This is a genomic window from Streptomyces sp. NBC_00510, from assembly GCA_036013505.1.
Lineage (GTDB): Bacteria > Actinomycetota > Actinomycetes > Streptomycetales > Streptomycetaceae > Actinacidiphila.
The window spans coordinates 1243290-1266974 of the sequence record CP107851.1 but is presented as its reverse complement, the minus strand read 5'-3'; the positions used below and the strand labels follow the sequence as shown (position 1 = coordinate 1266974).

The 23685-nt window shown below is 72.3% G+C and carries 22 protein-coding genes; 10 read left to right on the top strand and 12 right to left on the bottom strand.

All coding sequences use genetic code 11. The features are described 5' to 3' along the window. The first annotated feature begins 63 nt into the window (after positions 1-63). Positions 64-1110, top strand: a complete 1047-nt coding sequence (locus OG937_05670) for a hypothetical protein (protein WUD71212.1) — start codon at positions 64-66, stop codon at positions 1108-1110. Positions 1111-1132: 22 nt separating this feature from the next. Here OG937_05670 and OG937_05665 read toward each other — a convergent pair whose 3' ends face one another. Together OG937_05665 and OG937_05660 are read right to left on the bottom strand one after the other, a co-directional pair. Next, on the bottom strand, positions 1133-1990 hold the full coding sequence (locus OG937_05665; protein WUD71211.1) for an alpha/beta hydrolase: 858 nt from the start codon (positions 1988-1990) through the stop codon (positions 1133-1135). 253 nt (positions 1991-2243) lie between these two features. Next, complete coding sequence (locus OG937_05660; protein WUD71210.1) at positions 2244-2567, bottom strand: hypothetical protein; 324 nt, start codon at positions 2565-2567, stop codon at positions 2244-2246. Positions 2568-2700: 133 nt separating this feature from the next. On the opposite strand from OG937_05660, the gene OG937_05655 reads away from it, so the two are divergent. Genes OG937_05655 through OG937_05645 form a run of 3 tightly spaced genes read left to right on the top strand, consistent with a single transcriptional unit; the run spans position 2701 to position 5734 of the window. Beyond that, positions 2701-3198 carry a hypothetical protein gene (locus tag OG937_05655; protein WUD71209.1) on the top strand — a complete coding sequence of 166 codons (498 nt, stop codon included), beginning with the start codon at positions 2701-2703 and terminating at the stop codon, positions 3196-3198. Next, positions 3080-5170: a helix-turn-helix domain-containing protein gene (locus OG937_05650; protein WUD71208.1), complete on the top strand. Its 2091-nt coding sequence runs from the start codon at positions 3080-3082 to the stop codon at positions 5168-5170. Before OG937_05655 ends, OG937_05650 begins: the two co-directional genes overlap by 119 nt. 9 nt (positions 5171-5179) lie before the next feature. Then, positions 5180-5734, top strand: coding sequence for an XRE family transcriptional regulator (locus OG937_05645; GenBank protein ID WUD71207.1), 555 nt, complete (start codon positions 5180-5182; stop codon positions 5732-5734). Positions 5735-5766: 32 nt separating this feature from the next. Here the strand turns inward: OG937_05645 and OG937_05640 are convergent, their stop codons facing one another. The 4 genes from OG937_05640 to OG937_05625 all read right to left on the bottom strand — a co-directional run bounded on the left by OG937_05640 (position 5767) and on the right by OG937_05625 (position 9768). Continuing rightward, positions 5767-6291, bottom strand: coding sequence for an AAA family ATPase (locus OG937_05640; GenBank protein ID WUD71206.1), 525 nt, complete (start codon positions 6289-6291; stop codon positions 5767-5769). A 117-nt stretch (positions 6292-6408) separates the two neighbouring features. After that, a complete protein-coding gene (locus OG937_05635; protein WUD71205.1) occupies positions 6409-7875 on the bottom strand; it encodes a hypothetical protein in 1467 nt (488 codons plus the stop codon). A 112-nt stretch (positions 7876-7987) separates the two neighbouring features. Continuing rightward, on the bottom strand, positions 7988-8557 hold the full coding sequence (locus tag OG937_05630; protein WUD71204.1) for a GNAT family N-acetyltransferase: 570 nt from the start codon (positions 8555-8557) through the stop codon (positions 7988-7990). 107 nt (positions 8558-8664) lie between these two features. Next, positions 8665-9768, bottom strand: coding sequence for an NADH:flavin oxidoreductase/NADH oxidase (locus OG937_05625; protein WUD71203.1), 1104 nt, complete (start codon positions 9766-9768; stop codon positions 8665-8667). A 353-nt stretch (positions 9769-10121) separates the two neighbouring features. Between OG937_05625 and OG937_05620 the strand changes: the two genes are divergently transcribed. Together OG937_05620 and OG937_05615 are read left to right on the top strand one after the other, a co-directional pair. Next, positions 10122-11132 (top strand): aldo/keto reductase, encoded by a 1011-nt coding sequence (locus OG937_05620; GenBank protein ID WUD71202.1) that lies wholly within the window; start codon positions 10122-10124, stop codon positions 11130-11132. A 35-nt stretch (positions 11133-11167) separates the two neighbouring features. Further along, the gene (locus OG937_05615) at positions 11168-11587 is read left to right on the top strand and encodes an SRPBCC family protein (GenBank protein WUD71201.1); all 420 of its coding nucleotides are present in this window, start codon (positions 11168-11170) and stop codon (positions 11585-11587) included. Positions 11588-11651: 64 nt separating this feature from the next. On the opposite strand, the gene OG937_05610 is transcribed toward OG937_05615, so the two are convergent. Together OG937_05610 and OG937_05605 are read right to left on the bottom strand one after the other, a co-directional pair. Then, complete coding sequence (locus OG937_05610) at positions 11652-13967, bottom strand: FdhF/YdeP family oxidoreductase (GenBank protein WUD78637.1); 2316 nt, start codon at positions 13965-13967, stop codon at positions 11652-11654. Positions 13968-14114: 147 nt separating this feature from the next. Then, on the bottom strand, positions 14115-14909 hold the full coding sequence (locus OG937_05605) for an SDR family oxidoreductase (GenBank protein WUD71200.1): 795 nt from the start codon (positions 14907-14909) through the stop codon (positions 14115-14117). A gap of 235 nt (positions 14910-15144) precedes the next feature. Here OG937_05605 and OG937_05600 point away from each other — a divergent pair, with 235 nt between their 5' ends. Continuing rightward, positions 15145-15537: a hypothetical protein gene (locus OG937_05600; GenBank protein WUD71199.1), complete on the top strand. Its 393-nt coding sequence runs from the start codon at positions 15145-15147 to the stop codon at positions 15535-15537. A gap of 38 nt (positions 15538-15575) precedes the next feature. Continuing rightward, positions 15576-16439: an alpha/beta hydrolase gene (locus OG937_05595; GenBank protein ID WUD71198.1), complete on the top strand. Its 864-nt coding sequence runs from the start codon at positions 15576-15578 to the stop codon at positions 16437-16439. Between the two features lie 64 nt (positions 16440-16503). On the opposite strand, the gene OG937_05590 is transcribed toward OG937_05595, so the two are convergent. Next, the gene (locus tag OG937_05590; protein ID WUD71197.1) at positions 16504-17331 is read right to left on the bottom strand and encodes an aldo/keto reductase; all 828 of its coding nucleotides are present in this window, start codon (positions 17329-17331) and stop codon (positions 16504-16506) included. 170 nt (positions 17332-17501) lie between these two features. Further along, complete coding sequence (locus OG937_05585) at positions 17502-17972, bottom strand: MarR family transcriptional regulator (GenBank protein WUD71196.1); 471 nt, start codon at positions 17970-17972, stop codon at positions 17502-17504. Between the two features lie 160 nt (positions 17973-18132). On the opposite strand from OG937_05585, the gene OG937_05580 reads away from it, so the two are divergent. Both OG937_05580 and OG937_05575 read left to right on the top strand, forming a co-directional pair. Next, complete coding sequence (locus OG937_05580) at positions 18133-19347, top strand: MFS transporter (GenBank protein ID WUD71195.1); 1215 nt, start codon at positions 18133-18135, stop codon at positions 19345-19347. Between the two features lie 69 nt (positions 19348-19416). Continuing rightward, positions 19417-20406, top strand: coding sequence for an LLM class oxidoreductase (locus OG937_05575; protein WUD71194.1), 990 nt, complete (start codon positions 19417-19419; stop codon positions 20404-20406). Positions 20407-20466: 60 nt separating this feature from the next. Here OG937_05575 and OG937_05570 read toward each other — a convergent pair whose 3' ends face one another. Together OG937_05570 and OG937_05565 are read right to left on the bottom strand one after the other, a co-directional pair. Next, complete coding sequence (locus OG937_05570; protein WUD71193.1) at positions 20467-22806, bottom strand: family 65 glycosyl hydrolase; 2340 nt, start codon at positions 22804-22806, stop codon at positions 20467-20469. Further along, entirely contained in the window at positions 22803-23546 is a 744-nt protein-coding gene (locus OG937_05565) for a beta-phosphoglucomutase family hydrolase (protein ID WUD71192.1), read from the bottom strand. Before OG937_05565 ends, OG937_05570 begins: the two co-directional genes overlap by 4 nt. Positions 23547-23685 lie beyond the last annotated feature (139 nt).

Sequence of the window (23685 nt, the reverse complement as noted above, 5' to 3'; positions counted from 1 at the left end):
AAGTTGAAACCACTTGCCCGCCGCGCCCCTCTGCGGCGCCGGACCCCCGAGGAGAAGCACCGCATGCAGTCGGCCGTACTCGACGCACCCGTGACCGTCACGCCCCCGGACGACTCGTCGGGGCCCGCGCACGCCGCAGCCGGGGACGGCGGAGGCGCCCGGCGCGCCACCCACATCGCAATGATGTCGGTCTCCCTCGGCACGGCGGGTCTGGGCGGGCTCTGGCAGTCGGCATCGGCCACGGTGGCCGCGCCCATCGGGGTCAGCGACGCCCTGTTCGTGGTCAGCGGACTGCTGTGGGTGGTGCTGCTGGCGCAGTACGTGCGGCACGGCGGAGCACGCCGGCGCAACGTCCTGGAGGACCTCCACCACCCCGGTCAGGGCTTCGCGCTCGCGTACGTCCCGATCATCGGCATGCTGGCCACCGGCCACTTCGCCCGCTTCGGGGTCGACGGCGCCCGCTGGTTCTACGCGCTGTTCGCCCTCGCCTCCGCCGTCCTCGCCGCCCGGCTGCTCGCCCACTGGGTGACCGGCGGCCTCGGCTCGGCCCCGCTGCACCCCGGCTACCTGCTGCCGGTGGTCTCCGGACCCTTCATCGCCAGCACCACCGGCACCGCGGTCGCGCTCCCCCACGCGGCCTCGGCCGCCTTCGCGGTGGGCGTCCTGTACTGGCTCGCCTTCGGCACCGTGGTCCTCGGCCGCCTCGTCGCGGACGGCCTGCCCGCACCCGCGCGCCCCACGCTGACCGTCCTCACGATCCCGCCGGCCGTCGGCGGCCTCGCCTGGACCGCCGCGCACGGCGGACGGGTCGACGCCGTGGGGTACGGCTTCGCCGGGCTGGTGCTCTTCACCGTCCTGATCGTCCTGTTCCTGGTGCCGCACGTCCGCCAGAAGGGGTTCCACACCGGCTACTGGGTCTTCTCCTTCCCCGCGGCGGCCACCGGCAACTTCCTCGTCCGCTGGCTGCACGGCGCCGCCGTCCCCGGTTGGCAGGGCCTGACCTGGCTGGTGATCGTCCTGGTCGGCGGGGCATTCCTCGTCCTGTACGCGGCGACCGTCCGGTACGCCGTCCGCGCCGTGGGCCGGCACCGGGCGGTCGCGGGAGCGTAGCGACGGCGGGCCCGCCACGAGGTCAGGTGAAGGGGACGTCGCTGTCGAGGAAGCGGGCGACGTGGGCGCAGAACAGCCGGGGGTACTGGAAGAGCGCCCCGTGGCCCGCGTCCGGGTAGATGACGAGCTGCGCGTGGGGGATGTGCTGCGCGAGGATCCACGAATTGAGGGTCGGGACCATGATGTCGTTGCTGCCGTTGACGACGAGCGTCGGCTGGGTGATGCGCCGCAGCTCCGCGAACCGCTCGCCCCGTCCGGTGTTCCAGTCGGCGCGCAGCGCCTGCTGTGCGCGGACGCTGTCGGGGCCGGATTCGGCGTCGGCGTCCACGGTCCGCTCGTGGCGGCGCAGCCAGAACTCCCGGCCGGCCCGGCGTCCGCCGGGGGAGCCGTCGAAGAAGAGGTACAGGTAGTCCTCCTCGGTGAGGACCTCGTGTGCGGCCACCTCCGCGACCCGTTCGCCGACGCCCGCCATCTCGCCGGCGCGCGGCTTCGTCCCGACCAGGACAAGGCGGCGCACCCGTTCGGGATGGGCCAGGACGAGGGCCTGGCTGACGTACCCGCCCACCGAGAAGCCCAGCAGGTCGACCTCGGGAACGCCGAGCGCCCGCAGGAACGCGACGGCGTTCTCGGCGAAACCCTCCGCCGATTCCGGCGTCCGGCCGCCCGAGTTCCCCACCCCGGCGTTGTCGAAGAGGATCACCGGCCGGTTCTCGGCGAGGCCGTCCGTGACGAGCGGATCCCAGTGGTCCATGCCCGCGCGGAAATGCGGGAGCATCAGGAGCGGCGTCCCGGAATCCGCCCCGAAACGGCGATGGGCGTAACGGTCGCCGTCCACCTCGATGTACCGGGTCGGTGCCGTGCTGTGCGCGTACGAAGGCATGATGCCGTCCTGCGATGGGTGAGCCCCCGCCGTCGACGGTGTGCGTTCCGCCTTTGTCAATATTGTCCGGCAATGTTCGGTTCGGCTCACAAGGCGACGGCGACGGCAGGGCCTCACCGGGCCCACCACCGGACGGTGGCCGGCACCTCTGAGTTCCTGATGCGGCTGCGCATGCTCCTCGCGCTCCTCGCGGCGGAACAGCTCACGGAGTCCGAGCAGCCGGTCGCCGCCGTCGCCGCCGTGGGATACCCGGTCAGCGGCGACGCCGCAGGCGGCGGACCCACGTGCGCGGCCCCCGCGCGGAGCGTACGGCCGGGCGGGCCGGGACCGTCGCGCGGGCCGGGCGCCAGGGCTCGTCCGGCGACTCGAAGGGCAGCCTGCGTCCGGCCTGGGTGCGGATCTCCTGGTGCGCCTCGTAGGACGTGACGCGGAACGCCTCCTCATAGGAGGCCAGGGCGGCGGCGACCGCATGGCCGGCGACACCACGGCGCCGGATCACCCGCGCCAGCCAGGCGAACGCGCCCATGACCCCGGCCAGTACGGCAGCGAGGATCAGACAGCCCATGAGGTCGGTCACGGACCACACCCTACGGCGGACGTCCCGCCGGGCGCCTCGGTGTCCACGGGCCGCTTTATCGGCCGATAAAGTCCGTCGTTACGGGCTTGGAACGGGTCCGGGGCCGGACGGAGCGGCGGAGGGAGGGCCGGAGATGCTGGCGGTGGACGTACGGCGGGCACTGCGCGACGGGCGCACCGTCGAGGAGAGCGCGGCCCGTGCCTGGCGCTTCTCGGCCCGGACGGTCGCCCGGCACGGGGACTTCCTGCTGGCGTTCGTCGACGGCGGGGTCTGCGTCGGCGCGTTCGAGATCCGCGGCAGCCGGGCCGACGACGCCGGCGGCGGGAAGTACGTGTTCGACCTGGCACCCGCACGGCGCTTCCGGTGGGCGCTGGGCCGCCGGCTTCCGCTGCCCCCGGGGCGCAACCCGGCCCGTATCCTCACGGGGCAGCACCTGCGCGAGTTCCTCGACACGGAACCCCGTTGTGCCCCCGGAACCGGCCAGGACCGAGCAGCGAAGGAGCCCACGCCGCATGGCCAGCACGTCCGATCCCGTCGACGCCCTCCTGAAGCCGGGGCCGCGGCGGACCCGCCTGCCCGAGCCCGCCGAACGCTCCCGGCTGCGCACCGAGTACGGCCTGACCCAGGCTGAGGTCGCCGAGGCGCTCGACGTGACCCGGACGACCGTGGCCGGCTGGGAGGCCGGCCGCAGCGAGCCGCAGGGTGCCACCCGCGCCGCGTACGCCAAGCTCCTGGACGGCATCGCCGCCCAACTCGGCGCCACTGAAACCGAGCCCGCGGCCGTTTCGGTTCCCGCCCCCGCCTCCACCCCCGCCGTCCCGGCCCCCGGACCCGCACCCGCTGCCGCGCCTGCCGCCGTCACCGCGCCCGCTGCCCGTCCCGCGCGGCCGGCGCCCGCCCGCGCGCGGAAGGAAGCGGAGCCCGTGCCCGCCGCGGCGGATCCGCGTTTCGCCCACGGTCCGCTCGCCGTGCTGGACGGCGACGGCACCGCCTACTGCGCCGGCGGCCTCGTGCTGCCCTGCCCGGCGACCGATGTCCCCTCGCTCGTCGCGTGGACGCTCACCGAAGCGCGGCTCGGCGCGCCGCGCCTGCACCGCAACGGCAAGGACGCGGACCCGTTGGTCGTCCTCACCGCCGCGGCCGCCGAACGCCTCGGCCTGCCCGCCGTCCTGGAGGACCGCAGGGCCCTGCGCCTGCCCCCCGACCACAAGGTCGTCCGGCAGATCACCCGCGCCAAGTGGCAGCTCACCCGCCGCGGGTTCGGCCCCTGGGCCCGCGTGTACCGCCCGGCGCAGGACGGCAGGCGTCAGTGCGTACAACTCGCCGTCCTGCCGTGGGGCGCCCTCGACAGCCGCTCCTGGGGCGACGCCGAGCACCTGCCGCCCCCCGAGCTCGCCCAACTGCTCGCGGACTACGCCCAACGCGTCATCACCCCGCGCGGCTCCACCGCCGTGAGCGGCCTGGAGCTGATGACCGCCCTGCGCCCGCCGACCCGCGCCGTCAAGGACCAGGCGACCGGCGCCTGGGTCCCGGCTCCGAACCCCGGTGCCCTCACGCAGCCCGTGGACCCGGCACCTCCCGAGTCTCCCGACGAACACCCCGTCGTGGCCGCGCTGTTCGCGCGCGGGCACCGCCGTACCCCGGAAGAGGTCCTCGACGAGGAGGCCTTCGAGTGGACCCGGGACCCGCAACTGCTCACCGACGACGAGTGCGCGCGGAAGCACGCCGTCGGGATCGACGTCAACATGGCGTTCGCCGCCGCCGCGAACCGCCTGAACGTGGGCCTCGGCGCCGCCGTCCACGTCCACGCCCCGGAGTTCGACAAGGCGCTGCCCGGGTCCTGGCTCGTCGACCTCTCGCACATCGACGTCGACCCGCGCCTGCCGAACCCGTTCACCCCCGACGGCACCCGCCCCGAGGGCCCCGCCTGGTACGCCACCCCCACCGTGGCGTACGCGGTCGAACTCGGCCACGACGTGCGCCCGACCGAGGCCTACGTCCGCCCCGAGCACGGCGCGTACCTCGACGCCTGGTACGGCCGCCTGCGCGACGCCTACCTGACCACCATGGCCGAACTCGGCGTCGTCTCCGGCATGCCGGAGGCCGAATTCCTCGCCGCGATGGAACACCACAAGGAGGCCGACCCGGCCCGCGCCGACCTCCTCTCGGCCGTCAAGGCCACCGTCAAGGGCGGCATCGGCAAGCTCCGCGAACGCCCCCAGGGCGCCGGCTACCGTCCGGGGGAGCGCTGGCCCGCCCTCGACCGGCCCACGTGGCGCCCCGACATCCGCGCCGCCGTCATCGCCACGGCGCGCGTCAACATGCACCGCAAGATGGTCAGGTTCGCGGCGGTGGGCCTCTTCCCGGTGGCCGTGCTCTCCGACTGCGCCGTGTACCTGTCCGACGGCCCCGGCCCGCTGGACTTCCTGCCGCGCACGCCCGAGGGCAAGCCGCTGCCCGGCGGTTTCCGGCTCGGGGTCTCGCCCGGGATGGTCAAGCACGAGGGCACCCAATCCCTCATGTGGGCCGTGGAGTTGCTCGAGGACGGCCACAACCCCGCCCGCCACATCAAGGGCGGCGACGCCGCACTCGACGGAGAGTAGGAGAGCCCGGTGGGCATGCTCGGCGACGGCCTCGACAAGGCCACGGCGAAGACCCTCACACGGCCCGTGCCCAAGTCGGCGCAGGCCCAGATGCGGTTCCTGGTGAAGCAGGAGAAGGGCACCAGGGCCGTCGCCGCCCTGCTCGGCGTCTCGCAGCGCACCGTCGAGCGCTACCTCACAGGCGAGATCAAACGTCCCCGCAAGGACCTGGCCGGCCGTCTCGAGGAGGAGGTCCGCAGACGGTGGCAGCCCCGCGTACGTGAACGCGCCCGCCGTCACGCGGCCACCACCGGCGGCATCGTGATCGAGACCCGCGCCCGCTTCGGCTTCACGGCCGCCCCGGGCTCCACCGACGACGCCCGCGTCCGCCTCGTCACCCAGGCCCTGCCCCCCGACTACGCCGCCCGTCTCTTCACCGCCCGTTCCGCGGGCGCCGGCGAGGACCAACTGCGCGCCATCGCGGCGGAGGGCCTCCAGGAGATCTACTTCAAGGACCGCGGCCGCCGCGCGCAGGGACTGCAGGTCGACTTCACCGACATCGACTACGTCGAGTTCGAGTTCTGAGTGTCGATGGCCGGGTCCGTGCGCGCTGCACCTCAGCCCTTGAGGGCCTGCGCGATCTGCTGGGCGGCCTGGGCGGGCGTGAGGTGCGTGGTGTCGACGACCTCGGCCTCGCCATGCAACCAGGTGCGGGCCGCCTCGGCGTAGGGCTCGAGGTACTGGAGACGGAACGGGGAGTCGGGGCCGAGAACCGTGTCGCCCGCGATGCGCGCGCGGAGGGTGTCCTGGTCGGCATGCAGGACGAAGTGCCGGACCGGGATGGCATGCCGGGCAAGGCCCGAGCTGATCTCGCGCCAGTACCGCTCGACCAGGACGGTCATGGGCATCACCAGAGTGCCGCCGGTGTAGTCGAGTACGTGGCGGGCGGTCTCGACGACGAGCGGTCGCCACGGCGGCCAGTGCTGGAAGTTGTCCGTCGCGGGCAGCCCGGGCGTGATGTCCATGAGCGTCTCGCCGACCTTCTCGGCGTCGAACACCCGTGAATCCGGGATCAGCGGCTGCAAGAGCGCACTGGTCGTCGTCTTGCCCGCGCCGTGGGTGCCGTTGAGCCATACGATCATGGGTCCCGATGCTAGCGCTGCGCGGGCGGCGGCAACGCTGCGCGTCCGGCGCTGCCGGCACGCCCGATACAGGCCAGACCCTGGGGCCGGCGAAGGAAGCCCTCGGCCACAGGACGATCAGCGCACCAGACGCGCCATCGCCGCCGACGGCAGGGACGGATTGGCGACCGCCGCCTCCACCACCTGCCCGTCCTCGTCCGCGAGCAGTTCGGCGATCACCGAGGGCGGCAGGGCCGGGTGGGCCGCGGCCAGGGACCTTGCCCGTACGTCGTCGAGGCAGGGGATCAGCGCCGCGGCCGTCGCGTGCCGGTGCCGGGCGATCTCGCGCAGCGCCTTCCGGACGGGGGGCCGGATGTGCGCCAGCCGCTCCAGCAGGGCCGCAGTCGCGTCCGGGTTGGCCGCCACCCGGGCGGCGACATGTGCGCCATGCCGGTCGATCATCGACGACAACTGGGCTTCTCCCAGGCCGGGATGGGACGCGAGGGCGGCCACCACCTTCGCGTCCGAATCGCGGACCAGGGCGTCACGGATGTCGTCCGGCAGATCGGTTCGCCGGGCCAGGAGCATCCGTAGGACGGGGTTCGGCGAGGCGGCGAGCCCGGCGATCTCGTCGGGAGTGGCCGAGGCGATGCGCGGCAGCGGCGTGGGACCGATCCGGACGGTGGAGGCGAGCCGGCTTAGGACGTCCAGCGGCACCGCCGGGTGGTGCGCGAGCCGTCGCCGGACGTCGTGGCCGAGGTCGACAGCCAGGGTCCGGATCAGTTCCTCGCCGATCGCCGGGTTGTCCGCGAGTTGCGCCCTGACCCAGGGGACGGGGTCGGTTGCGAGCCGCGCGTACACCTGCGGCGGCAGGTCGATCCGCCCGGCCAGTTCCTGGCGCAGCAGCAGCGACGGATGGTCGACGAAGGCCGCGGCGGCGGCCGCGGGCGTGGCCGGATTGCCCAGGGCCGCCTGCAGCGTCGCGTGCACGGTGGACTCGTGCGCACCCTGGCAGTGCTCTCCGGGCGGCGTCGGCTCATGCTCGCAGACCCGGCAGGACCGTGCCGGAGGCCATGCTTCGCCGTTGAGGAGTGCCGCCAGCACATCAGGTGGGGTCGCCTCGTTGACCGCGACCGCGCGACGCACCTCGGCATGCGGGTGCTCCGCCAAGCGGGTGGCGAGATCGGACGTCGTCCACAGCGCGAGCTCCGCGACCACCCCGACCTCGGGGTCCGCCGCGAGTGCGCGCGCCACATCCTCGGGGAGACCGGGGCAGGCGGCCAGCTTCTCCCGCTGCTCGGCGGACCCCGTGGTGGCCAGCAGACGCGCCCACTCCGGCGGTCCCGCGCCCCCATCCAGCAGGGCGAGCGCGACGAACGGCCGGTCGACGGGATCGACATCGGCCGCGGCGAGACGTCCCCCGTACGCCAGGCTCAGGGCGGCGCCCTCGTCGCGCGCGGCCAGGGCCACCACCTGTGCACGGGTGAGGTCGGGACGGTCGGCGAGCGCACCGGCGACATCGGCGTCGGCGGTCTCGATCAGACGGTCGACCAACTCGGGCGGCAGCGAGGGATTGCCGGCCAGGCCGTACAGGAGGTCGTTCACAGGGCACCATCGTGGCGCAGGCCCGGCTGGCCGGGCGATGCCGGGGGGCGTTGCCCGGCGCGGGCGGGACCGGAACGGCGAGCGGGGCAAGGCCGCCGGGGGATGCGATGGGTCACGTCGGCATGGAGAAGCGTCGGCACACGTGCACGCGGCTGAACTCCGCGCGCATGCGGGCCTCGTCCTCGAGCTTCGCGTGCAGGAAGGCGGCCATGAGCCGCAGGCCGGGGCGCGGGGTGAGGATCGCGCGGTCCGGTTCGCCGGGAGCGGTGTACTGGTGGGCGTACACGTGCAGGTAGTGGTCGCTCTCCGCGAAGCCCACGGCGCGATACCAGGCGAGGGTGTCCGGGTCGTCGCGGGTCCAGGCGTCGAGGGTCGTCGCGCCGCGCTCACGGACCTCGGCGCGTGTGCGGTGCAGGAGGGCCCGGCCGAGACCGCGGTGCTGGTGGTCGGGGTGGACCGCGACGGTGTCGATGGTCGCCAGGGCGGTGTCGACGACGGTGTCCATGATGCCGACGACCGTCCCCGACGCGTCGACGGCGACGAGTTCCAGGCCGGGGGCCGGGATCGGCGGCTTGGCGCGGTCGACGTCGTCGTAGTAGGCGGTGCCCAGGAACGAGAGCACCCTGCAGCGCAGCCAGGACGCCTCGTCCGCCGGGGTGTACGCACGCAGCGTGTAGGTCACGGAGGTGATGTTGTCCGGGCGGGGAGAGGCCGCGCAACGCGATTTCCGCCTCCGGCGTGCGCCGTCCCCGCCGTACGACGGTACGACGGGGACGGGGGTTACGACCGTCAGGCGCGGTGGTACTGGACGGGGGTGGTGACCTTCCCGCCCAGCGCGGTGGCCGCGTGGCGCGCCCAGTAGGGGTCGCGCAGCAGCTCGCGGCCGAGGAGGACGGCGTCCGCACCACCGGAGCCGACGATGGCTTGCGCCTGGTCGGGTTCGGTGATCATGCCGACGGCCGCCACGGGCATACCGGTCTCGTTGCGGACGCGCTCGGCGAACGGCACCTGGTACCCGGGAGCCGCGACGATCCTGGCGTTGGGGGCGTTGCCGCCCGTGGAGACGTCCATCAGGTCCACGCCCCGGGCCTGCAGCTCCTTGGCGAGGCGGACGGTGTCGTCGGCGGTCCAGCCCTCGCGGTCGTCGTCGGCGTTCTCGCTCAGCCAGTCGGTCGCGGAGATCCTGAAGAAGACCGGCAGGTCGGCAGGCCAGACGGCGCGTACGGCGTCGACGACCTCGAGGGCGAAGCGGGTGCGGCCGGCGAAGTCTCCGCCGTAGCCGTCGGTGCGGCGGTTGCTGTGCGGGGAAAGGAACTGGTTGATGAGGTATCCGTGGGCCCCGTGGATCTCGGCGACCTGGAACCCGGCGTCCAGGGCGCGCCGGGCGGCCGCGGCGAAGTCCGCCACGATCCGGCCGATCTGCTCGGTGCTGAGCTCCTCCGGTGTGGTGGAGCCGGTGTCGAACGGGACGGCGCTGGGGCCGGCGGGTGTCCAGCCGTGCTGGGTGTCGGGGGTGATGGGGGCGCCGCGGTCGACCCAGGTGCGTTCGGTGGAGGCCTTGCGGCCGGCGTGGGCGAGCTGGATGCCGGGCACGGTGCCCTGGGACTTCAGGAAGGCGGTGATCCGGCGGAAGGCCTCGACCTGGGTGTCGTTCCAGATGCCGAGGTCGTACGGGCTGATCCGGCCCTCGGGGCTGACCGCGGTGGCCTCGGTGATGATCAGGCCGGTGCCGCCGGTGGCCCGGGCCGCCAGGTGCGTGAAGTGCCAGTCGTTCGGCACGCCCGCCTGCTCGCCGTCCGGCGCGGCGCTGTACTGGCACATCGCGGCCATCCAGATCCGGTTCGGAATGGTCAGCGACCGGAGGGTGAAAGGCTCGAACAAGGTGGTGGTCACGAAGCTGTCTCCTCTGGGGGCGGTCGGGGCCGGGTCACGCGGCGACGCGTCGGTGCATCGCTCATGTGTATGCGCCCTACAGGCTCCCTCAATAATTGCACGCGCTGATTAATTCCCGCATCCCGCGCGCAGTGCTCGATCGCCCACAAGTGGATGACGCAGATAACAAGCGTTTGCATTAGTCCGCGCCTGCAAGTACTGTCGATCCTCGTAAGGCGCCCGGCGTGGTGCACGCCCCGTCCGAGCGCACCTCCGGCCGATGCCGGCTCCCGGCACCCCGGAGGCAATCCCCTCACCTCCCGGCCCCGCGGCGGGTACCTCGCCCCCGCGCACGGCCGTCGAAAGGCACCATCATGTCGCTCAAGGAACTCATCCCCGGCCGTCTCGGCTTCGGTACCGCCCCCCTCGGCAACATGTTCCGCGCCATCCCCGAAGAGGAGGTGAGCGCGACCCTGGAGGCCGCCTGGGACCAGGGCGTCCGCTTCTACGACACGGCCCCCTTCTACGGCGCGGGTCTCGCGGAGCTGCGGCTCGGCGAGCTGCTCTCGCGGCGGCCCCGCGACGAGTACGTGCTGGCCACCAAGGTCGGGCGCGTCATCCTGGACGAGCCCGAGCCGGGCGCCCGCGACCTCGGCGAGAAGGGCGGCCTGTTCGAGCACGGCCGTCCGAACGCGATGCTCCACGAATGGACCGCCGACGCCACCGAGCGGTCGATCGAGGGAAGCCTGAAGCGTCTCGGCGTCGACCGCGTGGACATCGTCTGGGTGCACGACATCGCCCAGGACTTCCACGGCGACCTGTGGCTGAGCAAGTTCGAGGAGGCCCGCACCGGTGCCTTTCGCGTGCTGTCCCGGCTCCGCGACGAAGGCGTCATCAAGGCTTGGGGCCTCGGCGTGAACCGGGTCGAGCCCATCGAGCTGACGCTCGACCTGGACGAGCCGCAGCCCGACGGCTTCCTGCTCGCCGGCCGCTACACCCTGCTGGACCACGCGCGCCCGCTGGAGCGGCTGCTGCCCAAGGCGCAGGAACAGGGCGTCTGCATGGTCGTCGGCGGCCCCTACAGCTCAGGGGTCCTCGCCGGCGGCACCCACTTCGAGTACCAGGACGCGCCCCCGGAGGTCGTCGAGCGCGTACGGCGCATCAAGGAGATCACGGCCCGCCACGGGGTGAGCGTCAAGGCGGCGGCCCTGCAGTTCTCGCTCGCGCACCCGGTGGCCGTCGCCGCCGTCCCCGGCTCGACCAAGCCGGGCCGCATCGCCGAGGACATCGCCGCGCTCGACGAGGACGTCCCGGCCGCCTTCTGGTCCGATCTGCGCGCCTCCGGCCTCGTCAGCCCCGCCGCGCCGCTCCCGAACGGCGCCTGAACGCCCTCACCCCCCACAAGCCAAGGAGGAAGACCATGGCGTCCACCTCGGTCAGCCGAGTCGTGCCCGCGTCGCCCGAACGCGTCTGGGACCTGATCGGCGGCTTCCACGCGCTGCCCGACTGGCTCCCGTTCATCCCGGAGAGCACCCCACTGGAGGGCGGGCGGGCGCGCAGGCTCCGCAACCCCGACGGCGAGGTGATCGTCGAGCGCATGGTGGCCTTCAACGAAGCCGAGCGCCACTATGCGTACGCGATCCTTCAGGCGCCCTTCCCCGTGACCGGGTACGTCTCCGACCTGCGGGTCCACGCCGTACCTGGGCAGCCGGAGGTCGCGGAGGTCGTGTGGAGCGGCCGGTTCGTCCCCGACGGGGCCGGCGAGGCGGAGGTGGTCGAGCTGTTCACCGGCATCTACCGCGACGGCCTCGAAGCGCTCCACGCCACGCTCGCGGGCTGAACCCGCGCCGACGCTCCCCCGTCACGTCCGGTGGCGGGGGAGCGTCGTGGTGACGGCGGGCGCCTCAGCCGGTGGGGCCGATGGTGACCCGGACGCTCTTCATCAGCGGCTGGTCGCTCTGGGTGCTGTAGTCGTTCGCGGCGATGAGCACGTTCATCTCCGGCATGTAGCCGGCCGCGCAGTCGCGGGGCATGTCGTAGGGCAGCGCGCGGTAGCCGGTGAGCGTGCGCCGGCTGCCGTCCTTGGCCGTCGCCGTGATGTCGACGAGGGTGCCGGGCTCGATGTCCCGGGCCCGCATGTCGGCCGGGTTCATCAGGACGAGGGTGCGCAGGTTCTTCACGCCGCGGTAGCGGTCGTCGTCCGAGTAGATGGTGGTGTTCCACTGGTCGTGGGAGCGCATCGTCTGCAGTACGAGCATCCCGTCGCGGGGCACCACGTCCGGCAGTGGCGCGCTGGAGAACTCGGCACGCCCGGAGGGCGTGAAGAAGACCAGTTCGCGCGCGGGCTGGCGGATCCGGAAGCCCAGGGGGAGCCGGACACGACGGTTGAAGTCCTCGAACCCGTCCAGGACCTTGGCCATGGTGTCGCGGATCCGGTCGTAGTCCTCGACGTAGTGCTCCCACGGCGTGGAACTGCCGGGGAGGGCGGCGCGCGCCATCCCGGCGATGATGGCCGGTTCGGACAGCAGGCGGGACGAGGCGGGACGCTTCATGCCGACGGACAGGTGGACCATGCTCATGGAGTCCTCGACGGACGTGGCCTGGAGTCCGCGCCGCTGCTCGTCCTTCTCGGTGCGGCCCAGGCACGGCAGGATCAGGGCCTGCCTGCCGTGGACGAGATGGCTCCGGTTGAGCTTGGTGCTCACGTGCGTGGTCAGGGCGCACTTGGCCAGGCCCTGGGCCGTGTACGGGGTGTCGGGCGCGGCGAGCACGAAGTTGCCGCCCATCCCGACGAACACCTTGATCCTGCCCTCGTGCATGGCGGCGACGGTGCCCACCGTGTCCAGGCCGTGCTCCCGCGGCGGGTCGATGCCGCAGACCGCGGCGAGCCGGTCCAGGAAGGCCTCGGCCGGCCGGTGGTCGATGCCGCACGTGCGGTTGCCCTGGACGTTGCTGTGCCCGCGCACGGGGGAGGGGCCGGCGCCCTCGCGCCCCAGGTTGCCGCGGAGCAGCAGGACGTTGACGATCTCGCGGACGGTGTCCACGCCGTGCTCGTGCTGGCTGACGCCGAGGCACCAGCTGATCAGGGTGCGGTCCGAACGCGAGTAGACGGCCGCGGCCTTGAGGATGTCGGCGCGGGTCAGCCCGGACTGGCGCTCCAGTTCCTCCCAGGGCGTGGCCTCGCACAGGGCGCGGTACTCCTCGAAGCCGGACGTGTAGCGCTCGATGAACTCCCGGTCCAGCGCCTTGGGGTCGCCGACCGACTGCTCCAGCACGGCCTTGGCCATGCCCCGCAGGAGCGCCATGTCGCCGCCGGCGCGGACCTGCAGGTTGAGCGTGCTGGTCCGGGTCGACTTGAACAGGGCCATGTCCGTCATCTCGTGCGGCACGATCGTCCGGGTCGCCGCCGCCTCGATCAGCGGGTTGACGTGCACGATCTGGGCGCCACGCCGGTAGGCGTCGGCGAGTGCGGTCAGCATCCGCGGCGCGTTGGAGGCCGCGTTGACGCCCATGATGAACAGCGCCTCGGCGGACTCCCAGTCCTTCAGGTCGGCGGTGCCCTTGCCGGTGCCCAGGGACGCCTGCAACGCCCGGCCCGACGCCTCGTGGCACATGTTGGAACAGTCCGGCAGGTTGTTCGTGCCGAATTCCCGGGCCATCAGCTGGTAGAGGAAGGTGGCCTCGTTGCCGAGCCTGCCGGAGGTGTAGAAGGCGGCCTCGTGGGGGCTGTCCAGGGCACGGAGTTCACGGCCGACGAGATCGAAGGCGGCCTGCCAGGAAATGGGCACGTAGTGGTCGGTGCCGGGGTCGTACACCATGGGTTCCGTGAGCCGGCCCTGGTCCTCGAGCGCGAAGTCGGTCCAGGTCGACAGCTCCGTGACGGTGTGGGCGGCGAAGAAGTCCCGTGTCACGCGCTTGGGCGTCATCTCCCAGGTGACGTGCTTGATGCCGTTCTCGCAGATGTCGAGCTTGAGTCCCTTGGTGTCGTCGGGCCACGCGCACCCGGGACAGTCGAAGCCGCCGTTCTCGTGGTTCATCTTGAAGATCGCCCGGGGGCCGTCGACCAGTGCGCGTTCCCGCAGCAGTACCCGGGTGACGCTCTTGGCGGCGCCCCACCCCGCGGCGGGGTGGTGGTAGCCGTGCTGGGAGGGCCGCTTGTCGTCGGCGGGACCCTCACCGCCGGTCGGCGGCACCTCGGGCCGGCCGTCGCCGGGTGCCATCGGCTCGTTCACGCCCTGGACGCTCATACCGATCACCTTCGGAGCAAATGTGGCATTTAATGATGATCTTTATCCTATGGGGGTATACGGGGCGCTGTCCTCCCCGGAGGCGCACCAGGAGGGCGGTTCTGCGTGCGGCCGGCCACGTCAGGGGACGATGGCGTCGACGTAGCCCCCGTCGACCCGCAGCGCGCCGCCGGTGGTGGCCGAGGCCAGGTCGGAGCTGAGGTACACCACCATGTTGGCGATCTCCTCCGGCTCGATGAGGCGCTGCAGCAGGGACTGCGGGCGGTGCTCGCGCATGAAGGCCCGCTGCGCCTGGTCCCAGGGGAGGCCGGGGTCCACGAGCTGGCGGACGAAGTCCTCCACGCCCGCCGTATGGGTGGGGCCGGCGATCACCGAGTTGACGGTGACACCGGTGCCCGCGGCCTTCTTGGCGAAGCCGCGGCCGAGGGCGAGCAGCGCGGTCTTGGACATGCCGTAGTGGATCATCTCGGCCGGCGTGACGACCGCCGAGTCGCTGGCGATGTACTGGACGCGGCCCCAGTTCCGTTCGAGCATCCGGGGGAGGTACATCCTCGTGAGGCGGGCCGCGGAGAGCACGTTCACCTCGAAGTAGCGGCGCCATTCGTCGTCGTCGATGTCGAGGGCGTCCATGGCGCCGTAGACGCCCAGGTTGTTGACGAGGACGTCCACGTCCGGCATCCGCTCGTACGCGCGGGCGGCGCCCTCCTGCGAGGCGACGTCGGCACCGACGGCGAGGAAGTCGCCTTCCGGGACCTCGCCGCGCAGTCGGGCGACGGCCTCGTCCACCCTTCCCGGGTCGCGGCCGTTGACCCCGACCCGGGCGCCGGCCCGTGCGAGGCCCGCCGCGATGGCCGCTCCGATGCCCTGCGTCGACCCCGTCACCAAGGCGGTCCGTCCGGTGAGATCGATGCGCATGTACCGCTCCTTCGGCTGTCCCGGTCTCCGGTGGGCGACCGCGGTGCGATCGTCCGCCTCCCACCCTCGCCGGGCGGGGCCGATGCGCCTGATGGGCGCGCCGTACGGGGGTGGCGGTGCCACCACCGGACGCTTTGCCGGGGTGCGTGCGGGGGACGTGACGGCGTGCCCCCGCCCGCGCGCACCCGGCGGTGTATTAGCTGGGCGCAAACATCGGCGTCAGCGAGGAGAGGGCATGGCGACGGCAACGGCGCAGGGGCCGGTGGAGGAGTTCCGCCGGCTCAGTGACGGCGACGCGGAGCTGAGGGCGCACGGGGCGTACTTCAGCTGCGCCTATCTGCTGGACATGGAACGGCACGCCTTCCTGGTGCGCATGCACCGCGGCCGGGTGGAGGACCTCGTCGTCGATCCCGAGCCGCTCACGGCCTACGACTTCGCCATCAGGGCCAGTGCCGCGACCTGGCGGGAGTTCTGCTCGCCGGTGCCGAAGCCGATGTACCACGGCATCTGGGCGGCGAGCTTCCAACGGGACATGCGGCTGGAGGGCGACCTGCTGGTCCTCATGCAGAACCTGCGCTGCCTCACCCGTCAGCTGGAACTGCTCCGCCTCACCGGCCCGCTGGGCTGAACCACCGTTCCGCCCCGCACCGCCGAAAGGACCCCTCGATGAGCACCGCCTCCCGCATCTCCCCGGTGACCGGCCACTACGTCACGATCGACGTGGAGGACGTCCAGTACAAGGTCTTCTACCTGGAGAACGGCCAGGGGCAGCCGCTGGTGTGCCAGCACACGGCGGGCTGCCACAACCACCAGTGGCGCGGCCTCCTGGAGGACGAGGAGATCACCGCGAACCACCGCGTCATCGCCTACGACCTCGCCCGCCACGGCAAGTCCGACCCGCCGCTGAACAAGGAGTGGTGGAAGGAGGAGTACAAGCTCACCGCCGACCACTACGTCGCCTTCATCACCGCGTTCTGCGACGCACTCGGCCTGGAGGACCCGATCTTCATGGGCTCCTCCTTCGGCGGGAACGTGGCCCTGCAGCTGGCGCTGCGGCACCCGGACCGCTTCAAGGCGGTCATCCCCGTGGAGGGGGCGGACTACTCTCCCGGCTTCTACCTCGACTGGTGGCAGCATCCCCACGCCAACGCGGCGCAGGTCTGCGCCAGCGGGGTGTGGGACCTCATGGCCCCGCAGTCGCCCGACGCGGACCGCTGGGCGACCTGGTTCTACTACAGCCAGGGCTCGGAGGCGTTCAAGGGCGACCTGTACTTCTACTCCGTCGACCACGACCTCCGGGGCAGGCTGGGGGAGATCGACGGGGAGCGCTGCCCGGTCGTCATGCTCACCGGCGAGTACGACTACCTGACCACCCCCGAGGACGGGGCCCGTACCGCGGAGCAGATCCGCGGGGCCGAGTTCATCGAGATGAAGGAGATCGGGCACTTCCCGATGAGCGAGAACTACCCGCGCTTCGCCGGGTACCTCAAGCAGGCGCTGCGGCGGATCGAGGAGCGCACCGCTTCCTGAGGCACGCGCCGTACGGTGCCGCCCGCCGGGCCGCGGGGTGCCCCCGCGGCCCGTGGCCGGGCGATCAGTTGAAGGCGTCGGGGTCCGGGCCGATGCGGGTGCCGTTGTCGAGGGCGGTGATCGCCGCGACGTCGGCGTCGGAGAGCACGAAGTCGAAGACGTCGAGGTTCTCGCGGATCCGCTCGGGGGTCACCGACTTGGGGATGACCACGTTGCCGAGCTGCAGGTGCCAGCGCAGGATCACCTGGGCCGGGGTCCTGCCCAGGCGGCCGGCGATGCCGGTGATGACCGGGTCCTTCAGGACGGCGCCCTGGGCGAGCGGGCTCCATGCCTCCGTGGCGATGCCGTGCCGGGCGTGGAAGGCGCGCAGCTCGGCCTGCTGCAGCTGGGGGTGCAGCTCCACCTGGTTGACGGCGGGCACGACGTCGCTGTTGTCGATGAGCCGCTGCAGGTGCGCGGGCTGGAAGTTCGAGACGCCGATGGCGCGGGCCCGGCCCTCGGCGTGGATCTTCTCGAAGGCGCGCCAGGTGTCCAGGTAGGTGTCGCGGGCCGGGGCCGGCCAGTGGATCAGGTACAGGTCCACATGGTCGAGGCCGAGCTTGGCGAGGGAGGCGTCGAAGGCGGCGAGGGTGCTGTCGTAGCCCTGGTCGCCGTTCCACAGCTTGGTGGTGACGAACAGTTCGTCACGGGCGATGCCCGAGGCGGCGAGGGCCTGGCCGACACCGGCCTCGTTGCCGTAGATCGCCGCGGTGTCGATGCTGCGGTAGCCGCTCTCCAGGGCCGAGGTGACGGCGGCGGCGGTGTCGGCGTCGGGCACCTGGAAGACGCCGAAGCCGAGCTGCGGCATGGTGACGCCGTTGTTCAGCGTGATGTCCGGGGTGGAGGTGGTCATGGTGCAGATCCTTTCGCGTCGCGGCCGGCGGTGGGTGCCGGTGCGAGTGCGGATGGGTGAACGTCCCGGGAGGGGGCGGGGGACGCGCCCTTCCCGTGCTCCATGACCAGGTTAGTTGCGCACGCGGTTAATTGCAAACGCTGAATAAGTTCGTACGCGGAATGGTCGGGTCAGGAAGCCGGGACCTTCGCGCCCTGCAGGTCCTCCACCGCCTTGACCAGGGGCGCGAGCTCCGGGACGAGCGCCGCGTCGTCCATCGCCGCGCGCAGTGCAGCGTTGTTCGTCGGCCGGGCCTCCTCCAGCAGTTTCAGTCCGGCCTCCGTCACGTCCGTGTAGATGCCGCGCCGGTCGGTGGGGCAGAGGTAGCGGGCCAGCAGGCCGCGGTCCTCCAGTCGGGTGACCAGGCGGGTCGTCGCCGACTGGCTCAGCACGACGGCGTCGGCGACCTGGCGCATCTGCAGGTGGCCGCCCTCCCCGTCGTGCTGACGGCTGAGGACGTCGAGCAGGGAGTACTCGCGCACGCTCAGGTCGTGGTGAACCTGGAGCTGCTTCTCGATCCGCCCCTCGATCCGTCCGTGCAGGAGCGACAGGGCGTGCCACCCCTGGGCGAGGGCGGTCAGGGCCGGATCGGTGGCGGTCATCGAGGTCCCCTTTGTGCGGCGGCTGCGGGTGAAGGCTGTTCGTCGTCACTGGCCATGGTAAGCCGCCGCCCGAAGATGTCCAGCGTTTGACGTTATAGCGCGCTTGCAATTATTGTTGCCGCTCGTTAGGTGCCACTGCAACATCTGGAAGGTCTCCGCCATGCCTCTCGCGCTCCTGGCCCTCGCCATCGGGGCTTTCGGGATCGGAACCACCGAATTCGTGATCATGGGCCTGCTGCCCGAGGTCGCCTCCGACTTCGGGGTCTCCGTCCCCACCGCCGGCCTGCTCGTGACCGGCTACGGACTCGGCGTCATGATCGGCGCGCCGATCATGACGGTGCTCGGCACCAAGGTGTCCCGCAAGAACATGCTCATGCTGCTCATGGGCCTGTTCGTGCTCGGCAACCTGGTCTCCGCCCTGGCACCCTCCTTCGGCGTGATGATGGCCGGGCGCATCCTCGCCTCCTTCACGCACGGCGCCTTCTTCGGCATCGGCTCGGTCGTCGCCGCCGACCTGGTGGCCCCGGAGAAGAAGGCGCGGGCGATCTCGATGATGTTCGCCGGCCTCACCGTGGCCAACGTGATCGGCGTGCCGCTGGGCACCTTCATCGGTCAGAACGCCGGCTGGCGCGTGACCTTCTTCGTCGTCGCGGGCCTCGGCGTTGTCGGCTTGGCCGGCGTCCTCAAGCTGGTGCCCGACATGCCGAAGCCGCAGGGCGTGCGCCTCCGCCACGAACTGGGCGCCTTCCGCAACGTCCAGGTCCTGCTGGCCATGGCGATGACCGTGCTCGGCTTCGGCGGCGTCTTCGCGGCCATCACCTACATCGCGCCCATGATGACCGAGGTCACCGGGTTCGCCGACTCCTCCATCACCTGGCTGCTGGTCCTGTTCGGCGCGGGCATGGTCGTCGGCAACCTGGTCGGCGGCAAGTACGCCGACCGCGCCCTGATGCCGATGCTGTACACGGCGCTGGGCTCGCTGGCCGCCGTGCTGGCGCTGTTCACCCTCACCGCTCACAACGAGGTCACCGCCGGCGTGACGATCCTCCTCATCGGCGCCCTGGGCTTCGCGACGGTGCCGCCGCTGCAGAAGCGGGTCCTGGACCAGGCGTCCGGCGCCCCCACCCTGGCCTCGGCCGTCAACATCGGCGCCTTCAACCTCGGCAACGCGTTGTCCGCCTGGCTCGGCGGGGTCGTCATCGCCGCGGGCTTCGGCTACACCTCGCCGAACCTCGTCGGGGCGGTCCTCACCATCTCCGCCCTCGTGCTCGCGGTCGTCTCCGCGGCACTGGAGAAGGGCCGCGGCCGCCGGAACGGCCGGGTCGTCACCGGGGCCGCGCCCGCCGAGCAGCCGGCCCTCACCTCCCGGCACTGACCGCGGGGGCCGGGACCACAGGCACCGCCGGTCCCGGCTCCGACACCGCACCCGACGAAGGCCCGCACCATGACCAGCACCGCCCTCACCCGCCTCACCGGCCCGTACCAGCGGCTCACCCTCGGACTCGAACTGCCCCTGGACAACGACTGGGGAGCCGGCCGGCGCGCCGCCGACCAGCAGGCCGGCCGCCCCTTCGGGGTGCCGGACCTGAGCGGTCACGCCGACCTCGCCCGGCTCGCCGACCGCCTCGGCTTCAGCGCCCTGTGGCTGCGCGACGTACCCGTGTACGACCCGCTCGCCTTCGGCGACGCCGGATCCGTCTTCGACGTCTTCGCGTACCTTGGGCACCTTGCCGCGCTGACCGAACACGTCGTGCTCGGCACCGCCGCCGTCGTCCTGCCGCTGCGCGGCCCGCTGCACGTGGCCAAGGCCGCCGCCACCGTCGACGTGCTCTCCGGGGGACGTCTCGTCCTGGGCCTGGCCAGCGGGGACCGCCCGGTGGAGTACCCGCTGTTCGGTGCCGACTTCGACGGCCGCGGACAGGCCTTCCGCGACGGCGTGCGGACCCTGCGCGCCGCCTGGGCGACCCCCGCTCCCGGGCTCGGGCTGACCCTGCCCGGCACCGGGCTCCGGGCCGAGCGGCGGATCGACGTCCTGCCGAAGCCCGTGGGCGGGGACATCCCGATCGCGGTGGCGGGCAGCGCCCGTCAGACCCCGGAGTGGATCGCCGGGCACGCCGACGCGGGCCTGAACTACCCCCGGCCCCTCGACGCCCTGCGCGACGACGTCCAGCGGTGGCGGGAGCTCACCGGCGGGCGGTCCAAGCCCTACCTCACGCCCATGCTGCTCGACCTGGTCGCGGACCCCGCGGCCCGGCCGGAGCCGATCCGCCTCGGCCTGCGTACCGGTCGCACCGCCCTCGTCGACCACCTGGGCGCGATGGCGGACCTGGGTGTCGCCCACGTCTCCCTCAACCTCCGTCCGGGGGACCGCCCGGTCGCGGAGGTACTGCACGAACTCGCCGAGGAGGTCCTGCCCCACTTTCCCGGGCGCTGACCCGGCGCCGGGCCCCCTCGGGGGACCGGCGCCGGCGCACCCGCCGCGCACGCGGGGAGGTCAGCGGCGCCGGGGACTGCGGCTCGGCGGCTGCTCCGGCGCCTGACGCGTGCGCAGGGGCGGCACCTTGCGCGTCTGCGGGCGGTCGACGGTGAGCGTGAACCCGTCGTCGTAGTGGTAGAGCTCCAGCGGCTCCCCGTCCAGCAGGGTGTACGTCGCCGCGGCGCCGGTGATCTCGACCCTCAGCCGCCGCCCCCGCACCTGCAGGGTGAAGGCGAGCCGCCGCAGCTTCTCCGGCAGCCGGGGTGCGAAGGCGGCGCAGCCGTCCCGGTACCGCATCCCGCCGAAGCCGCCGACCAGCGCGGCCCAGGTGCCGGCGAGGGAGGCGATGTGCAGGCCGTCGCGGGTGTTGTTCTCCAGGTCGTGCAGGTCCATCAGCGCCGCCTCGCCCAGGTAGTCGTAGGCGAGGCGCAGATGACCGACCTCGGCGGCCATGATCGCCTGCGTCGACGCCGACAGGGACGAGTCCCGCACCGTCATCGGCTCGTAGTAGGCGAAGTTCCGGGCCTTCTGCTCGTCGTCGAAGGCCTCCGGTTGCTTGACCATCGCCAGTACCAGGTCCGCCTGCTTGACCACCTGCCTGCGGTACAGGTCGAAGTAGGGGAAGTGCAGCATCAGCGGGTACTGGTCGGGCCGGGTGGAGGAGAAGTCCCACATCTGGTGCCGGGTGAAGCCCGCCGACTGCTCGTGGACGCCGAGCGCGCTGTCGTAGGGCACGGTCATGGCCGCGGCCGCGTCCCGCCAGGCGGCCGTCTCCTCGTCGTCGACGCCGAGGGCCACGCCCTCCTTGGTGTGGCGTTCGACGACGTCGGCGGCGGCGCGCAGGTTCGCCTGGGCCATCAGGTTGGTGTAGACGTTGTCGTCCGCGATGGCGCTGTACTCGTCGGGCCCGGTGACCCCGTCGATGTGGAAGTTCCCGTGGGGGTCGTGGTGACCGAGGGAGTGCCACATGCGCGCGGTCTCCACCAGGAGCTCCACACCCGTTTCGCGCTCGAAGTCCTCGTCGCCGGTGAGGGAGACGTAGCGGACGACGGCGTCGGCGATGTCCGCGTTGATGTGGAACGCGGCCGTTCCCGCCGGCCAGTAGCCCGAGCCCTCCGAGCCGTCGATCGTGCGCCACGGGAAGGCGGCGCCCTCGAGACCGAGCTGGTAGGCGCGCTCCCGGGCGGCGGGCAGGGTGGCACGGCGCCAGCGCAGGGCCTCCGCGACGGACTCCGGCGAGGTCAGGGTGAGCAGCGGAAGGACGAAGGTCTCCGTGTCCCAGAAGGAGTGCCCGTCGTAGCCCGAGCCCGTCAGGCCCTTCGACGGGATCGCCCGCTGCTCGGCGCGCGCACCCGCCTGAAGGACGTGGAACATGGCGAAACGGACCGCCTGCTGGATCTCGGCGTCGCCGTCGATCTCCACGTCCGCCCGCGCCCAGAACGCGTCGAGGTAGTCGCGCTGCTCATCGCACAACCCCTGCCAGCCGGTGCTGCGGGCGCCCGCGAGCGCCGCCTCCACCTGGTCGCGCACGGCGGGCAGCGAACGGACCTGGGACCAGCCGTAGGAGACCATCTTCTCCAGGCGCAGCTTCTCCCCGGCCGCCAGGGAGGAGGTGACGGTGAGCCGGCTGGTGTCGTCGTTGCTCTCGCTGAAGCTACGGGTGGACGGCGGTCCCTCCACGGCGTGGTCGGCCGCCACCGCGACCCGCAGCCCGGTGACCGAGGTCGAGTGCACCAGGCGCAGACGGTTGTCCAGGGCCAGGTTCTCCTCCGGTTGCAAGGGGGAGTCCAGCACGGCGGAGACCCGGGGGTCGCCCGAGGTCCTCGGCAGCTGCTCGTTGGCCACCAGCTCGGACTGGACGACCAGGCGCACGTCGTCCACGGCCTCGACCTCGTACACCACCGCGGCGATGGACCGCTGGGTGAGCGAGATCAGGCGGGTCGAGGTCACCCGGATGGTGCAGCCGGCCGGGGAGGTCCATTCGCAGGTGCGGCGCAGATGCCCGGCGCGCAGGTCGAGGACGCGTTCGTGCGAGACGAGCCGCCCGTAGCGCACGTCGAACGGTTCGTCGTTGACGAGCAGCCGGATGATCTTGCCGTTGGTGACGTTGATGACGGTCTGGCCGGCCTCCGGGTAGCCGTAACCCGCCTCCGCGTAGGGCAGCGGGTGCCGTTCGTGGACACCGTTCAGATAGGAGCCGGGCAGCCCGTGCGGCTCGCCCTCGTCGAGGTTGCCGCGCCAGCCGACGTGGCCGTTGGAGAGGGCGAACACCGACTCGCTTTGGGCGAGCACGTCGAGGTCCAGCGCGGTCTCACGCAGGCACCACGGCTCGACGACGTAGGAGGAGTGGCTGATCACGCGTCCGCCTCCAGCAGCTCGGCGAGGTCCCGCACGACGATGTCGGCGCCGTGTGCGCGCAGGGCGTCGGCCTGGCCGACCCGGTCCACCCCCACGACGTACCCGAAGTGGCCGGAGCGGCCGGCGTCCATGCCGGCCAGCGCGTCCTCGAAGACCACCGCCGCCTTCGCCTCCACCCCGAACTCGCGCGCCGCCTCCAGGAAGGTGTCGGGGTGTGGTTTCCCGGGGAGCTTGCGCTCGGCGGCCACCACACCGTCGATGCGCACGTCGAAGAGGTCCTCGATGCCGACCGCGACCAGCACGTCGCGGCAGTTGGCGCTGGACGACACCACGGCCGTCCGCAGGCCGGCGGCCCGTACGGCCTTCACGTAGCGGACCGAGCCCGGATAGGCCTCGACGCCCTCGGTGCGGATCTTCTCCAGCAGGATCTCGTTCTTGCGGTTGCCCACCCCGTGCACCGTGTCGCGCTCGGGCGGGTCGTCCGCGGAGCCCTCGGGCAGTTCGATGCCGCGCGAGGCCAGGAAGGCCCGCACGCCGTCCGCGCGTGGGCGGCCGTCGACGTACTCGTCGTAGTCGGTCACCTTGTCGAAGGGGCGGAAGTCCGCACCCTCCCGGTGCCGCAGGAAGTCGTCGAACACCTCCTTCCAGGCGGCGGCGTGCACGACCGCGGTCTTGGTCAGCACTCCGTCGAGATCGAACAGGCAGGCCCGGATGCCCTCCGGGAGACCGGTCTTCGTCATGCAACGCGCTTCCCCGCAGAGGGCCGCGGACATGCCTTCCGCGGCCGCGGACCACCGGGACGCGGGAACAATCCGGGCCGGGGCACGGTTCTACAAGATGCGGGTGCCGTGAGTGGGCCAGTGACCCCGGGCCTCATCC

What these genes read in the sequence shown, in the direction of transcription:
- OG937_05580 (WUD71195.1), top strand. Translation starts at nt 18,133, where the DNA reads ATGCCTCTCGCGCTCCTGGCCCTCGCCATCGGGGCTTTCGGGATCGGA.
- OG937_05605 (WUD71200.1), bottom strand. Translation starts at nt 14,909, where the DNA reads ATGCGCATCGATCTCACCGGACGGACCGCCTTGGTGACGGGGTCGACG.
- OG937_05640 (WUD71206.1), bottom strand. Translation starts at nt 6,291, where the DNA reads ATGATCGTATGGCTCAACGGCACCCACGGCGCGGGCAAGACGACGACC.
- OG937_05575 (WUD71194.1), top strand. Translation starts at nt 19,417, where the DNA reads ATGACCAGCACCGCCCTCACCCGCCTCACCGGCCCGTACCAGCGGCTC.
- OG937_05615 (WUD71201.1), top strand. Translation starts at nt 11,168, where the DNA reads ATGGCGTCCACCTCGGTCAGCCGAGTCGTGCCCGCGTCGCCCGAACGC.
- OG937_05600 (WUD71199.1), top strand. Translation starts at nt 15,145, where the DNA reads ATGGCGACGGCAACGGCGCAGGGGCCGGTGGAGGAGTTCCGCCGGCTC.
- OG937_05650 (WUD71208.1), top strand. Translation starts at nt 3,080, where the DNA reads ATGGCCAGCACGTCCGATCCCGTCGACGCCCTCCTGAAGCCGGGGCCG.
- OG937_05610 (WUD78637.1), bottom strand. Translation starts at nt 13,967, where the DNA reads ATGGCACCCGGCGACGGCCGGCCCGAGGTGCCGCCGACCGGCGGTGAG.
- OG937_05565 (WUD71192.1), bottom strand. Translation starts at nt 23,546, where the DNA reads ATGACGAAGACCGGTCTCCCGGAGGGCATCCGGGCCTGCCTGTTCGAT.
- OG937_05590 (WUD71197.1), bottom strand. Translation starts at nt 17,331, where the DNA reads ATGACCACCTCCACCCCGGACATCACGCTGAACAACGGCGTCACCATG.
- OG937_05585 (WUD71196.1), bottom strand. Translation starts at nt 17,972, where the DNA reads ATGACCGCCACCGATCCGGCCCTGACCGCCCTCGCCCAGGGGTGGCAC.
- OG937_05595 (WUD71198.1), top strand. Translation starts at nt 15,576, where the DNA reads ATGAGCACCGCCTCCCGCATCTCCCCGGTGACCGGCCACTACGTCACG.
- OG937_05665 (WUD71211.1), bottom strand. Translation starts at nt 1,990, where the DNA reads ATGCCTTCGTACGCGCACAGCACGGCACCGACCCGGTACATCGAGGTG.
- OG937_05655 (WUD71209.1), top strand. Translation starts at nt 2,701, where the DNA reads ATGCTGGCGGTGGACGTACGGCGGGCACTGCGCGACGGGCGCACCGTC.
- OG937_05620 (WUD71202.1), top strand. Translation starts at nt 10,122, where the DNA reads ATGTCGCTCAAGGAACTCATCCCCGGCCGTCTCGGCTTCGGTACCGCC.
- OG937_05670 (WUD71212.1), top strand. Translation starts at nt 64, where the DNA reads ATGCAGTCGGCCGTACTCGACGCACCCGTGACCGTCACGCCCCCGGAC.